The following is a 14,329-nucleotide window of genomic DNA, read 5'->3' on the forward strand; positions in this document are numbered from 1 at the left end:
GCAATGGGCTATATGACGCGATGTTGGCAACACGCGGGCGTGAACCCCGATCAAAATTGCGCGAAGAATTGCCGCGCCTTGGCCTGGTGGTAGCGAACCAAGAAGCTGTTCACCAGCGGCAACCCCTGGCGAAACAGCTGCGCGACCTGATCGGCCGGCAGCTTGGCCAGACGCGGGGTCAGCTCGCGGACCTCACGCTCGAACAGCTCGTCGATCGCCGCGACGTAGCTGCCCAGATCTTCCACCCCAAACCCAAGCTCGGTGGTGAATCCAGACTCGCGCAGGCTCGCCCATAGCTCGACGACCCACGCGTCATCCTGGGAGATGTGCTGGGCGCCGCGGACCTTGACGATTGCGACGAGGCCCAGCTGCTCGAGCTTGCGCAGCTCATCGCGGGTGACGCCGTGCTTGCGCAGCAATGGCGCAGCCGCGAGGGTGCTGCCAGTTCCACGGGAGGCCGCGAGCACGTCGGCGACGCGCTCTTTGACCTGGACCAACAACGCGCGCTGCTCGGGGCTGAACTCGTGATCTTCACCGTCGAGCACGGCCCGGATCGCGTCGAGCGGCAAGAAGCGCTCGTTCTTGAGCTCGAGCACCAACCGCAGGCGCTCGAGGTGCTCTTCGCCGTAATAGGCCATGTTGGCCTTGGTCTTGTGGCCTTCGGGCATCAGCCCTTTGGCAATGTAGAAATGCACGGTCTGGCGATCCAGGCCGGTGCGCTCGCACAGATCTTTCATGCGGTAGGGCCAGCGCGCGCGGTCGAGCGAGGCGGCGGACTGGGAACGGGCGCGCGCCACTTCAGCCTTGATCCCTGGTGCGCGCGGCCGGCAGGCGCACCCGACAAGCGGTGGTGGGATTGGCGACGCAGGCGAGCACGTAGCCACGCGCGCGCTCGGCTGGGTCGAGACAGTTGGGCTCGCGCTGGATCACCTCACCGTCCACGAGCTCCACCTTGCAGGCAGCGCAGCCACCCATTGCGCAGGAGTAGGGCATGTCGATCCCCGCGGCGAGACCGGCCTCGAGCAGGGTCTGCCCAGGTTGAACGACGACGGCCAGCTCGCGCTGCGCGGCCATGATCGTCACGGGCATTGGCGCCCGGAGCTTGGTCGTTGCGTCCGTGTGCAGCTGCGGGGCCACGAAGTGCTCGCTGCGGATCCGGGCCGCCGGGACATCGCGCGCGCGCAGCAGCTCGCTGGCGCCGGCCATCATCGGCGCCGGACCGCACAGCAAGAACGTTGCGTTGGGATCACGCGCGAGCGGGACCTGGTCCAGCACCCGCGCGAGCGTGGTCGCGTCGCAGCGGCCGAGCCACTGGCCGCGCTCGGGCGCTGACCACTCGCTGGGCGCGTGCTCGAGCAGCGCGTGAACCGTGAGCCGCGGCGCGTGCTCGGCCTGAAGCTGCGCGATCGCGTTGGCGAAGATCACATCGGTGGCGCTGCGGTTGGCGTACACCAACGCGATCTCGCAGCCACGCTCGACCGGCAGCAGCGTGCGAAGCAGCGCCATCATGGGCGTGATCCCGCTGCCGCCCGCGATCAACACCAGCTTGCGAGCTTGCGAGCGCTCCGCCTGGGGTTGGCAGCCAAACTCGCCCGAAGGGCCCAGCACCCGCAGCCGCATGCCCGGCGCGGCGTGATCGTTGAGGTAGTTGGAGACGCGGCCACCGGTCACGCGCTTGATCGTCACGCTGAGCTTCTCGCGGACCCGGCAGTCCGAGCTGACCGAGTAGGCCCGACGCAAGACCTCGCCGTCGAGCTCGACGAGCAGCGCGAAGAACTGCCCCGGCCGAACCTGCGGCACCAGCCCCCCGCCAGGATCGCGCAGCACCAAGCTCACCGCCGCGTCGGTCTCTTGCGTGACCGACATGATCTCGAGCTCGCGGGTTGCGAGACCGACCGGCTTGGTCGCCGCGTACCGGGAGCCGTCGCGGGCCGACCAAGCCTGCGCCCGCTCACCCCGAAGATCCGCGAGCACGGCCCGCAGGTCGCTGCGCAGCTGCAAGACCCGCGGCTCGAACATGCGCGGGACCAGCTTGAACCGGCGCTTGGCCTCCCTCGACTTGGCGGACGCGACCACCTGCAGAGTGTGCCGGCTGAGGCACAAAGTGTAAAGTCCTACTATACACTGGCTATTCGGCCGGTTCGTGGCTCTCCAGCAGCCTCGTGCGGCCCCGCACTCGGGACCCCAACGAAACCCCCGCACCTCGCCGCGAGTCGAAGGAGCCCAGCCGCTAGAGTGCGGCCCGAGGTCACGTGAGCGATTCGCTAGTCATCGACAACCTATCGAAGACCTACGCCAACGGGGTCAAGGCCCTGCGTGGTGTCAACCTAAAGATCCCGACCGGCATGTTTGGCCTGCTGGGACCCAACGGGGCCGGCAAGTCCACGCTGATGCGCACGATCGCGACCTTGCAAGACCCCGACACGGGCTCGATCCACCTGGGCAACATCGACGTGCTGCGCGACAAGGACGCGGTCCGGCGCGTACTTGGCTATCTGCCCCAGGACTTCGGCGTGTACCCCAACGTCGACGCGGTCACGATGCTCAGCCACTTCGCCACGCTCAAGGGCATCGGCAAGGCCAAAGAGCGCAAGCAAGTGGTCGAGTCACTGCTGCAGCGGGTCAACCTGTGGGACGCCCGCAAGAACAAGCTGGGCGGCTACTCGGGCGGCATGCGTCAGCGCTTTGGGATCGCCCAGGCGCTGCTTGGCAACCCGCGGCTGATCATCGTCGACGAGCCCACCGCGGGCCTCGACCCCGAGGAGCGCAACCGCTTCTTGAACCTGCTGTCCGAGATCGGCGAGCACGTGGTGATCATCTTATCAACGCACATCGTGGAGGACGTCGCGCAGCTGTGCACCAACATGGCGATCATCGCCAAGGGTGAGGTCCTGCACCAAGGCAAGCCGCTCGCGACGATCAATGAGATCCGCGGCAAGACCTGGAAGAAGATCATTGCCCGCGACCAGCTCGAGGATCACGAGCGCGACCACGACGTGATCTCGACCCGGCTGTTCAGCGGGCGCACGCTGATCCACGTGTTCGCCGACGCGGCCCCCGGCGACGGCTTTGAGCCGGTCGAGCCGGGCCTCGAGGACGTGTACTTCACCACGCTCTCGCGCGCGCGCGCGACCGCAAAGCCCAGCGCAACGGGGATCGCATGAGCCAGCTACTCGATGTTCTGCGCTTCGAGCTGGCGTTTCGGCGCCGGCACCCGCCGCTGTGGATCTTTACCGGGATCTGCTTCGTGTTCGGCTTTCTATCGGTCGGAATCAAGGGCGGGATGACCCCATTTGGGGGCGTTGGCACCATTGCGATCAATTCACCGGTCGCGCTGCAGCGCATGATGTTGGTGCTCTGCCTGCTGCTGGGCTTGGTGATCACCACCGCGTTCGTGGCGGCCGCCGTCAACCGCGACCACGAGTACGGCATCCAGGGCCTGTTCTTCGCCACACCGCTGCGCAAGGGGCCCTACCTGCTCGGCCGCTTTGGTGGCTCGCTGCTCGCGGCGTGGTTCATGATCACCGGTCTGGCGCTTGGGGCGATGCTCGCCAGCGTGATGCCGTGGCACGATCCCGAGCGGGTCGTGGCGTTCAGCCTGACACCCTACGCCTATTCGCTTGGCGTGTTCTTGTTTCCCAATCTACTGCTGATCGGCGCGATCTCGTTCTCGGTCGCCACGCTCACGCGCCGGGCCATGTTCAGCTACGTCGCGCTGCTGGGCTTGCTGGTCGTCTATATCGTCTCGGGCAACTACATCTCGGATCTCGACAACGACTTCGTCGCCGCGGTCAGCGATCCCTTTGGGGTGCGGGCATACGGCTACGCGGTCCGCTACTGGACGCCGGCCGAGCAAAACACGCTGGGGGCCCCGTTCACGCCGGAGATCCTGATCAACCGCGCGATCTGGGCGGGTGTTGGGTTGGTGATCTTGGTCGGCACTTTGCTGCGCTACCAAATGTCGCTGCCCAGCGGCGGCGGCAAGCGGACCAAGTCCAACGCGCCAGATGCAGCGCCAGACACCGCACAGTCCCACACCAAACCAGCCAAGCTCCCCGTCGTGCAGCCCAGCTACGACCTGCGCAGCCAGCTCGCCGCGCTGCGATTTCAGACCCGCGTAGAGGTCCGCGCGCTGGTTCGCAGCGCGCCGTTTCTGGTGATCGCGCTGTTTGGCGTTGGCAACATGGTCGGCGGCGCGTTCGGCTTCATCGAGCGCGGCGGCACGACGACGCTGCCGGTCACCCACGTGATGCTTCAGGTGATTCAGGGCGGCATGTCGGCGTTCATGCTGATCGTGCTGGTGTTCTATGCCGGTGAGCTGATCCACCGCGAGCGCAAGTACAAGGTCAACGAGCTCTACGACGCCCTGCCGATCCCCAACTGGGTCCCGCTGATCGCCAAGCTAGGCGCAATGCTGGCCGGGATGCTGGTGTTGCTCGCCGTCGCGGCAGCGACCACCGTCAGCTTTCAGCTCAGCAAGGGCTATGCCCAGCTCGAGCTCGGGCTCTACGTCCGCGACATCTTGCTCATGCAGCTGCAGGTGTGGGTGGTGCTCAGCGTGGCCGCCGTGGTCGCGCAGGTGATGGTCAACCACAAGTTCCTTGGCTACACGGTGATGGTCCTGATCTTCGTGTTGCAGGCTGCGCTGCCAGCCTTGGACCTCGAGCACAACCTCTACAATTTCGGCGCGTTTCCCAGCGCAACCTACTCGGACATGAACGGCTACGGTCACTTTGTGGCCGGGCAGGCCGCGTTCACCATCTACTGGGGCGCCGCGGCGGTGCTGCTGATGTTGATCGCCGAGCTTGCGTGGGTCCGCGGGACCGACAACCCGCTGCGCCTGCGGATCCGCGCGGCCCGGGCCCGGCTCACGCGTGGGCGCGTGGTTGCAATTGTCGCGACTACCCTGGTCTGGCTCGGCGCGGGTGGCTTCATTTTCTACAACACCAACGTGCTCAACCAGTACCTGCCCAGCGACAAGCAAGAGGCGCTGCAGGTCCGCTACGAGCAAGAGTTCAAGCAGTTTGAGGCGCTGCCGCACCCGCGGATCACCGCCGTCTCCATTCAGGCGGATCTGTACCCCAAGCAGCGTCGCGTCGAGGTCCGGGGCACCCTGCACCTGGTCAACAAGACCCAGTCGGCGATCGAGCAGCTCCACGTGATCAGCTTCGACAGCGAGGTTGAGGTCGCCGCGCTCGAGATCCCCGGGGCCACGCTGCAGAGCTTTGACGAGGAGCTTGGCTACCGGATCTATGCGCTCGCCAAGCCCATGCAGCCCGGCGAGGAATTCGACGTCACCTACGACTTTCGCAAGCACCTGCGCGGGTTTGGCAACCAGAGCAACGACACCGCGATCGTCGCCAACGGCAGCTTCTTCAACAGCGCCACCTACATGCCGCACTTTGGCTACAGCGATCAATTCGAGATCGCCGATCCCAACACCCGCCGCGAGCACGATCTGCCCGAGCGCCTGCGCATGCCAAAGATCGACGACATGTCCGCGCGCGGGAACACCTATCTCTCGTCGGACTCGGACTGGGTCAGCTTCAACGCGACAATCTCCACCGATCCCGATCAGATCGCCGTTGCGCCCGGGTACCTGCAAAAAGAGTGGAGCGAGGGCGGCCGCCGCTACTTCCGCTACGAGATGGACGCGCCGATCCTCAATTTCTGGTCGGTGCTGTCGGCGGCGTACACCGTCAAGCGTGACGCGTGGCAGCCCGCCAACGGCGGTGAGCCGGTCGCAATCGAGATCTTCTATCACCACGCCCACGCCTACAACATCGACAAGATGATCGAGTCGATCAAGGACTCGCTCGATTACTTCACGGTCGAGTTTTCGCCCTACCAGCATCGGCAGGTGCGGATCTTGGAGTTTCCGCAGTACGCCAGCTTCGCGCAGTCGTTCCCCAACACGATCCCCTACTCCGAGAGCATTGGCTTCATCGCCGACGCCAGCGATCTAGAGGCGATCGATTATGTGTATTACGTGACCAGCCACGAGGTCGCGCACCAGTGGTGGGCCCACCAGGTGATCGGCGCCAACGTGCAGGGCGCGACCTTGATGTCCGAGTCGCTGGCCCAATACAGCGCGCTCGCGGTCATGCAGCGCCGCTACGGGCCCGACAAGATGCCGAAGTTCTTGAAGTACGAGCTCAACAGCTACCTTGGCGCGCGCAGCAGCGAGACAATTGAGGAGCTGCCGCTGCTGCTCGTCGAGAACCAGCAGTACATTCATTACAACAAGGCCAGCTTGGTGTTCTATGCGCTGGCGCAGTACATCGGCGAGGACGCGCTCAACAAGGCGCTGAGCGACTACATCACCGAGGTTGGGTTTCAGCAGCCGCCCTACACGGTCTCCCATGATCTCTACGAGCACCTGAAGCGGGCCACGCCAGATCGCTTTCGCTACTTGCTGGAGGACATGTTCGAGCGCATCACCCTGTATGACAACCGGGCGCTGGCGGCCACGCTGACCGAGCGCGACGACGGCAAGTTCGACGTGCAGCTCGAGCTGCAGGTCAGCAAGCTCTACGCCGACGGCAAGGGCGTCGAGACACCCGCCGAGACCCTGGATGACTGGGTCGAGGTCGGCGTCTACGTCGAGCGGGAGCGCGACGGCGAGACGGTCGACGAGCCGCTGTACCTCGAGCTGCATCGCTTTGATCAGATCGAGAACGAGTTGACGATCACGGTGGACGAGCGGCCGACCAAGGCGGGCATTGATCCGCGTAATCTGCTGATCGATCGAGCGCCAAGGGACAACACCCGGTCGGTCGAGAAGGCTCGCTGAACGCTGTTGTCGGCCAATGGTGGCGGTTTTGCGAATATGCGATGTTCGGGGGCTTTTTGTGGTTCCATCGAGTTGACATGTTTGGTAGGTACGAGATCCCATGACCGCTCGATCATTTTCATCGGTTCTCGTCGCTTTCACCTGGGTGGGCGCGCTCGCTTGCATGAGTGGGTGCGTGACAGACGACGGCGACGACACCGGCTTGCTGACGAGCGGCGGCCTGACCGTGAACGGCGACGGCGACGGCACGACCACAGGCGACGGCGACGGCGACGGCGACCCCACGACCGGAGACGGCGACGGCGACCCCACGACCGGAGACGGCGACGGCGACCCCACGACCGGCGACGGCGACGGCGACCCCACGACCGGAGACGGCGACGGCGACCCCACGACCGGCGATGGCGACGGTGACACCAGCCCATGCACGGTCCCCGATCCCGGTTGGGGTGGTGCCGCACAGGTCGGCGGCGCCGCGCCGCACTTCAGCGGCCTCAACCAGTTTGGCGAAGAGGTCAGCATCTGTGAGTACGAGGGGCTGCCGATTGTGATCGACACCTCGGCGGTGTGGTGCGGGCCCTGCCAGCTGATGTCGCAGTGCCTTGGCGGCAACGACAACGCTTGTCTGCAGGTCTTTGGTGGCAACCAGCAGGCGGTCGATCTGTTGATGCACCCGATGATCGCCGAGATCAACGCCAACACCTTTGCGTGGGTGACCGTGTTGACGGAGAACGTCAACAATGGGCCGCCCGCGATGTCCGACGCGGTCGCCTGGGATCAGAATTACCCGGTCGAGAATGTGTGGGTGATCCCCGACGTGCAGCAGAAGTACTACGGGCACCTGCCGATCGAGTCGTTCCCGAGCATTTGGCTGATCAATCCGCAGATGAACTGGCAGGATCTGGATCAGTCGACCGTGTTCAACACGATCATCAATCAGTACCTGTAGTGGCGGTCAATCGAGCTCGGTCGGCAGCGCAGCAACGCTGACCGGCTGGGCTCGTATTAGCAGTGCACCTGACATGCTGGTGGCCATGCGTCAGTCTTCCCAGCGCAGCTTGTAGACAGCGATTGGCTGATCCCGCCCGCGAGTCTCGTGAAACTCCGGCCCGTCAATCGGGAACGGCGGCGGCCCGCCCAGGCGCTCGAGCGTAGCGACCCCAATCGCGATCTCACCCGGCCCCGCCGCGCTACAGATCCGACTAGCCAGGTTGGTCGCGTCGCCGATCGTCGCGTACTGCAAGTAGTGCTCGGACCCGATGTTGCCCGCCGCGACCCGGCCGGTGTTGAGCCCAATGTGAACGCGCAGCGGCGGAAAGTTAGTGAGCTCCAAGCTCAGCTTGGTGATCGCCTGCTGCATCTCCACAGCCGCCTGCACGGCCCGCTTGGCGTCGTCGACCCTTCGAAACGGGGCGCCCCACACGGCGAGCATCGCGTCGCCAATGTACTTCTCTAGGGTGCCCTCGTGGTCGAACACGATCTCGGTGATCACCGGAAAGTAGCGGTTGAGCACCTCCATCACGTCGCGCGGCTGCATCTGCGCGGACATCTGGGTGAACCCGCTGATGTCACAAAACAGCGCGGTGACCTCTGTGTCGATCACCTCGGCGGTCAGCCGCGGGTTCTTGCGCAGCTGCGCGATGGTTGTGGGCGGGAAGAAGCGCAGCAGGTTGCTGCGCGCGACGGCCTCGGCCTGGAGCCGCTGATACAGGCGGGAATTCTCGATCGCAATCGCGGCCTGAGCCGCGAACGCCGACAACAGCTCTAGATCCTCGCTGGTGAACACGGAGGGGATCGTCAGGTTGTCGACGTAGAGCACGCCAATGATGCCGTCGTGGGGCTTGAGCGGGGCGCACATCGACGAGCGCACGGACGTCAGCTGGATCGAGTGCGCGCCGTCGAGCCGGGGATCCGCGGCGGCGTCGGAGAACAGCGCGGCGACGCTGCGCTCGCGCACGTAGTTGAGGATGTGGCGACTATAGGTGCCCGTGGTCTCACCGATCGTCGCCTCGCGCCGCGACTCCACGATCGGCGCCCCGAACTCGCCGGTGACCTCGTCGATCATGATCAGCGCGACCCGATCAATGTCCAGGATCGAGAACACCAGATCCAAGATCTTGCGCAGCTGGCCCTCGATGTCCTCGGGCGAGGACAACAGCCGCGCGACCTCGAGCAGGACCTGCAGCCGGCCCTCGGCGCTCTTGGGTAGCCGCGGGCGGCCAAGCCCCGAGCTGCGACGGTTGCGGGCTTGGGTGAGCAGATCGTTGACGAGCACGCGGGTGGCCTCGGTCGAGATCTCGCGCACGAAGGTCTCGGGCGGGGCGACCGAGTACTCGGCGAGGCTGTAGACGAACACCACGTCGCCGCAGCTGAAGTGCTGGCCGTCCTCGAGCTCGTGGGGCTCGTCGAGCCGCCGCCCCTCGACGAAGGTTCCGTTCTTGCTGCCGACGTCTTGAATCGTCACACGCCCGGAGCTGCTGAGCTCGAGCGACGCGTGCTGCCGCGACAGGCTCTTGTTGGTCACGCGGATCTGGCTCTCGCGGCCACGGCCGATCACGGTGACCCCGGGCGCCAACTCGTGCACCCGCTCGTCGCGGTGTCCGGGGTTGGCGATCACGCGTGCCATCGGCCGCAAGATTGTCGTCGAACGAGCGACGCGACCGCAAGCACGCCGGCCCAACACAAGCGAGTTAATTTGCACGCTGGCCAGGGGCTCGAGCGCTGCCGAGCTCTCGATGCGACCGCGACAGTCGTGCCCCACAGTTGTAGCGAGGTTGCCACGACCCCACCGGAGCACGCGTGGCGCTGGGATCACGCCGGTTTGGCCGCGCGGCCTGGGCTGACATGAACGTCACCGTGGCACACCCGGCCGACTGGGATCATGGTCGATGCATGACCACGTTGCGAACCACTCATCCCCTCCTTGCTTTGTTTGCCGTGATGACCTTGGCCGTTGGATGTGCAGATGACGAAGAGCCGATCGGCGACATCGGCAGTGAGGCTGGTGAATCAGAGGGTGGCGAGGCAGAGGGTGGCGAGGGCGAAGGTGGCGAAGAGCTCGAGGCGTGCATCGAGACCGTGACCGTGCTCGCCGACCCCGAGGCCACCACGCCACAGGGCCACAGGTCCGGTGAGATCCTCGATCTAGCTGTTGGCGCGCGCGTCCTGAACTTCCTGGGCGTGGCGTCCGAAGAGGGCGTATCGGTGATGACCAGTGCCCCAGCCGCGTCGAGCGTCGACGTCGCGGTTGCCTACGACAGCGGCGAGATTCGCTACATCGACTCGGTCGCCAGCGACGGCTCGGAGGCAGAGTGCTCCCCGCGGGTCGAGGCTGACGTCACGCTGAGGGTGTCGTCGGAGGACGAGTTCTTTGACGCCGAGATCGAAGCCGTGCTGATCGGCCAGATCACCGAGGACTCACTGGAAGCCCCCACGCTCCTGCACGAGGCCGAGGACCTCGCCGAGCTCGGCGCCTTGGAATTGGTGGAGATCAAGCCGGCGGATCCAAGCTCGCTCGGGTTTGCCATCAGCTTCTCGTTCGCAAAAGACGGCGTGACCGGTGAGCTTGGCGGCACCGCGACCTACGAAGATCCCGGCGTCGACGGAGACGTCATCGTCTCGGCCCACGCGTTCAAGCTGTTCGCGTTCAGCGAGTGATCAACAAGACGCGACGCTCCTGGTCACGGTGATTCGTGAGCCGGGAGCGTCTTCCTGGATCGACCGCCCCTCGCCCGACCGCCGACTTGGCGGTCGGGCGCGTCTGTCCACTCGCGCTCGCGGACGATGTCGGCGGCTCGCCGCGCGGCGACGGCCCGGCTCAGTCGCAGCCCATGCCCATCAAACAGCTCGTCGAGCTCGTCAAAGCGATGCTCGACGGTGGTGCGGACCGACTCGTAGCCGTGGCGCAGGGCGGCGTCGCGCTTGCGGTAGGCGAGCGGGTTGAGCCCGAAGAAGTCGAGGTCGTGCTCTTTGGGCTCGATCACGACGATGTCACCCTCGAAGTGTTTGTGATCGCGATATCGATCCAAGCCAAGCCGCAAGCGCGACTGCAGCAGCGTGCGGAACACTTGGTTGAGCACGCCCGTGAGCCCTCGATCGGCGATCCGCCGGCTGTCGGGTTCGCTTGGCAGCAGCGTGTTGCGGATCGGGCGAAACGGGTTGTAGCAGATCACCAGATCCGCCCCCTTGTCGATCGCAACGTCGATGTTGGCGGTGTTGCGCACGGCACCATCGATGTAGTCGACGCCGTCGAGCCGCGCGGGCTGATACAAGATCGGCAGCGCCGTCGAGGCTTGCACGGCCTCGGAGATGCGCAGGCCTTCGTGCTCGCCAGCGCCAAAGATCACCCGCTCGGCGGTGTCGAGCTCGCAGGCGGTGATCAACAAGTTGTTGCCCTGCCGGTCCGCGAACGCCCGAAAGTCGTTGGGGACGCCGATCTTCTCGAGGTTGCGGCGCAGCCAGCGTTCAACGGGCGCGTTGGTCATGAACCCGCTGGGGATCGCGTCGGTCAACGCTGGCAGCGAGACCCGCGGCGAGACTTCGTCACGCAGGCGCAGCGCCATGCGCTCGACGTGGGTGTAGTCGGGCGAGCGCAGCAGCTCACCCAGCGCGTCGTGAAAGGTGCTTGGCAGGCCGGGGATCCCGCGGACAAAGTCGGCGAGCATGCACGGGCCGTAGCGCGTCAGCTCCCAGGCGAGCCTGGCAGGGCGCCGAACGATCTCGTTGATGTTGGGCGTGTAGAGATCCGCTGGACGCAGGGGTTCAAAGCGGTCGCTGGTGCCGTCGATCACCCGGATCATCTCGTCGGGCGTGAACCCAGCCGCGAGCGGGACCGACAGCAACGCGCCCGCGGACAGGCCCACGTAGATGTCGAAGTCGACGATCCCGCGGCCGACCAGGAAGTCGTTGAGGGCCTTGAGCCCGCCCATCTTGAACGCGCCGCCTGTCATGGCACCACCCGCCAACACCAGCGCAATCTTTGATGCGCGCTTGGTCCGCTGACGGGGGTTGGTCTTGCGGATGAGCGTTAGACCCACCCAACTCTTATAACGGTTCTCGAGGGGTAAACGGCATTGCGTATATTACGCACTCTGATCTCATGATCGCTTGCGCCGACAGTCGCCATTGGCGACAAGGATGTGTGCGCTCGTTGGGCATGGTTGCTGCTGCGCTGATCGGTGTGGCCTTCGCTGGAACCACGGCCGCCTGCGCCCGTCCGCCGGCCACGAATCCACCCACCCACGAGGCCCTGGTCACAGAGCACATGCAGGGCAACTACGCCGCGGTGCTGCGCTGGTGTCCCATGATCCTCGCTGATCGCGGGGCTGATCCCGCCCAGTCGAGTTGGTGCCTGTTCGGATATCCAGCGGCACTGCGGCTCACGCTCGACACCGAGCAAGCGCTGAAATTCATCGGCAGGGTGTGCACGGACACGAGCAGTGCCGCGCTCGCCGATCCGGGGTTTCGGACCTCCTACGTGCGCGAGGTCGCCCGGTGGTACGCGCTGCCCATGCGTTTACAGCGACAAGATCGCGCCCTCGCGCGGGGCCTGCCGGCCACCGTGGCTGCGTTCAGCGAGGCCTGCCAGGTCGATCCCGTGCTGGTGTCCACCGGCCTCGACACCGCGCTCCCCACCCGTCGGCTGGCGCGCTGAGGTGTCCTCGGCTCGGGTGTCAGCCCCGCCAAGGGTGACAACAGCGTGGCATCGGGGCCCCAAAAAGTGCTATCTCACCAGCCCTGGCTGGGTCCGCACAGACGCTCCTTGGGCAGGTCGCCGCTGGTGACCCCGCGGCCGTGCGCGAGTGCATTTCGCGGTACGGGCCGCTGGTGTGGTCGATCGCGCGGCGCTTCGCTCCCGACGCGAGCGGCGAGGCGGCGAAAGAGATCTTCGTGGAGCTGTGGAAGCACGCGGGTCGCTACGATCCTCGCGCGGGCTCGGAGCCGGCGTTCATCACGACGATCGCCCGTCGCTGCGTGATCGATCGCCTGCGCTCCGCCAAGCCACGGCCGAAGCTCAAGCCATCCCCGGACTCGCTGGCGAGCAGTGAACAACACACCGCGAGCGAGCGCTGCGTCGAGGCGGCGATCGCTGCAGGTGTGCTGGCCACGCTCGACCCGCGCCAGCGTCGGATCCTCTCGCTCGCGGTCGGCCAAGGCATGACCCACGAAGAGATCGCCAGCACCACCGCCACCGAGCTGGGTACGGTCAAGTCGTTGGTGCGGCGGGCCCTGATCGCGGTCCGCAAGCGCGTGCTGCAGCAGGAGGACGCGAGGCCATGAGCGGCGCCGACAAGCGCCTGCACACCCTGCTCACCGATCGTGCGATCGCGGGGCTCGACGACGTCCAGCAGGCTGAGCTGCGCCACTTGTTGGTCGGCGCGGCGATCGATCCCAGCTACGAGGCGGCGGCCGCTGCGATCGAGCTGGCGCTCATGGCCCACGCCGAAGAGATGCCGGCGACCGTCAAGGCGGCCGTGATCGACCAAGCCAGTCTGTACTGGGGCTTCATGATCCCGCGGCGCCACGAGCAGACGATCGGGGGTCGGCCCCCCGCCCCCGCGGGCCTCGATCAGTCCGGGGATCTGCTGCTCGGCTCTGCCGACGGGGGAGCGGAAGTCGGGGCCGACAACCCGGTCGCGGAGTTGGCCTGGGATGACAGCGACAGCCCCGAGTCGGTCGACGCGGCGGTCGAGTCTGGCGTGCTCGAGTCGAGCCTGACCAACGGGCGCATCGATCGCGCGGCCAAGCCAAGCGAGTCGCAGCGGGCAGAGGTCCCCGCGGATCTGCAGCGCCTCGAGCCACGCGCGGCGCCGCGATCTCGTCAGCCGCCCGAGCCTGCCCGTGACGCCGAGACCGAGCCGCGGGACCCGTTGGACTCGCACGAAGACCTCGATCCGCGCGCGGTCAGCCAGTCGGATCTCGGCCCGGCCGTGAGCCGCTCGGGCGTCGTGCCGATGCCGGTCAGCGAGTCTCGCCTGGCGCGGGTCGCTACCTACGTCAGCGCGCTCGCGGCGTTGGTGATGCTCGCGATTGCGCTGTGGCTGTTTACCCACCGCGATGATCCACCCGACGCCGAGGACGTGCGCAGCCAGATCGAAGCGGCAAGCGACAAGCTCGAGTGGCGCTTCATCGTCAAGCCGGATCCTGCCGTCCTCGAAGGCGCGAGTGGGTCGGTGCTGTGGAGCTCCGAGGCCCAAGCCGGCGTCCTGACCCTGCAAGGGCTCGCACCAACAGGATCGGGGGACTCGGGCGGGACCCAGTACCAGCTGTGGATCGTCGACAACAAGCGCGACGGTCCACCGGTCAACGGGGGGGTGTTCGATGTGGAGGACGCGGGCGAGGTCCAGATCCCCGTTGAAGCCAGGCTGGTGATCGGCGAGCCCTCGGCCTTCGTGATCACCGTTGAGCGCCCTGGTGGGGTGGTGGTGTCGACCCAGGACCGCGTCGTGATGGTTGCCACAGGCTCCTAGAGCGCCCGCCTCTGAGGCACTCCAGCCCGCGCTGGACTACACCACGAGCCCCTACAGCCAAGGGGTG

Annotated in this window: 11 protein-coding genes; 7 read left to right on the forward strand and 4 right to left on the reverse strand. The window is 66.1% G+C overall.

The window, feature by feature from the left end; genetic code table 11:
• Nucleotides 1-50: 50 nt before the first annotated feature.
• Together DB30_RS19730 and DB30_RS19735 are read right to left on the reverse strand one after the other, a co-directional pair.
• Nucleotides 51-797: a MerR family transcriptional regulator gene (locus DB30_RS19730; RefSeq protein WP_146659705.1), complete on the reverse strand. Its 747-nt coding sequence runs from the start codon at nt 795-797 to the stop codon at nt 51-53.
• Nucleotide 798: 1 nt separating this feature from the next.
• The gene (locus DB30_RS19735) at nt 799-2,076 is read right to left on the reverse strand and encodes a ferredoxin--NADP reductase (RefSeq protein ID WP_052551247.1); all 1,278 of its coding nucleotides are present in this window, start codon (nt 2,074-2,076) and stop codon (nt 799-801) included.
• A gap of 176 nt (nt 2,077-2,252) precedes the next feature.
• On the opposite strand from DB30_RS19735, the gene DB30_RS19740 reads away from it, so the two are divergent.
• The 3 genes from DB30_RS19740 to DB30_RS19750 all read left to right on the forward strand — a co-directional run bounded on the left by DB30_RS19740 (nt 2,253) and on the right by DB30_RS19750 (nt 7,742).
• Entirely contained in the window at nt 2,253-3,164 is a 912-nt protein-coding gene (locus DB30_RS19740; RefSeq protein WP_052551249.1) for an ABC transporter ATP-binding protein, read from the forward strand.
• Nucleotides 3,161-6,793 carry an ABC transporter permease/M1 family aminopeptidase gene (locus DB30_RS19745; RefSeq protein ID WP_052551251.1) on the forward strand — a complete coding sequence of 1,211 codons (3,633 nt, stop codon included), beginning with the start codon at nt 3,161-3,163 and terminating at the stop codon, nt 6,791-6,793. Before DB30_RS19740 ends, DB30_RS19745 begins: the two co-directional genes overlap by 4 nt.
• A gap of 175 nt (nt 6,794-6,968) precedes the next feature.
• Nucleotides 6,969-7,742 carry a TlpA family protein disulfide reductase gene (locus DB30_RS19750; RefSeq protein ID WP_153258368.1) on the forward strand — a complete coding sequence of 258 codons (774 nt, stop codon included), beginning with the start codon at nt 6,969-6,971 and terminating at the stop codon, nt 7,740-7,742.
• 90 nt (nt 7,743-7,832) lie between these two features.
• Here DB30_RS19750 and DB30_RS19755 read toward each other — a convergent pair whose 3' ends face one another.
• A complete protein-coding gene (locus DB30_RS19755; protein WP_052551255.1) occupies nt 7,833-9,419 on the reverse strand; it encodes an adenylate/guanylate cyclase domain-containing protein in 1,587 nt (528 codons plus the stop codon).
• Between the two features lie 266 nt (nt 9,420-9,685).
• Between DB30_RS19755 and DB30_RS19760 the strand changes: the two genes are divergently transcribed.
• Nucleotides 9,686-10,450: a hypothetical protein gene (locus DB30_RS19760; protein ID WP_146659711.1), complete on the forward strand. Its 765-nt coding sequence runs from the start codon at nt 9,686-9,688 to the stop codon at nt 10,448-10,450.
• Nucleotides 10,451-10,473: 23 nt separating this feature from the next.
• Here the strand turns inward: DB30_RS19760 and DB30_RS19765 are convergent, their stop codons facing one another.
• On the reverse strand, nt 10,474-11,829 hold the full coding sequence (locus DB30_RS19765; protein ID WP_052551259.1) for a patatin-like phospholipase family protein: 1,356 nt from the start codon (nt 11,827-11,829) through the stop codon (nt 10,474-10,476).
• 119 nt (nt 11,830-11,948) lie between these two features.
• Here DB30_RS19765 and DB30_RS19770 point away from each other — a divergent pair, with 119 nt between their 5' ends.
• The 3 genes from DB30_RS19770 to DB30_RS19780 all read left to right on the forward strand — a co-directional run bounded on the left by DB30_RS19770 (nt 11,949) and on the right by DB30_RS19780 (nt 14,262).
• Nucleotides 11,949-12,446, forward strand: coding sequence for a hypothetical protein (locus DB30_RS19770; protein ID WP_052551262.1), 498 nt, complete (start codon nt 11,949-11,951; stop codon nt 12,444-12,446).
• A 140-nt stretch (nt 12,447-12,586) separates the two neighbouring features.
• On the forward strand, nt 12,587-13,072 hold the full coding sequence (locus DB30_RS19775; protein WP_240480278.1) for an RNA polymerase sigma factor: 486 nt from the start codon (nt 12,587-12,589) through the stop codon (nt 13,070-13,072).
• Nucleotides 13,069-14,262: an anti-sigma factor gene (locus tag DB30_RS19780; RefSeq protein ID WP_052551267.1), complete on the forward strand. Its 1,194-nt coding sequence runs from the start codon at nt 13,069-13,071 to the stop codon at nt 14,260-14,262. The genes DB30_RS19775 and DB30_RS19780 overlap by 4 nt, the downstream gene beginning before the upstream one ends.
• Nucleotides 14,263-14,329: the final 67 nt, after the last annotated feature.

The organism is Enhygromyxa salina (assembly GCF_000737335.2).
Lineage (GTDB): Bacteria > Myxococcota_A > Polyangia > Nannocystales > Nannocystaceae > Plesiocystis > Plesiocystis salina_C.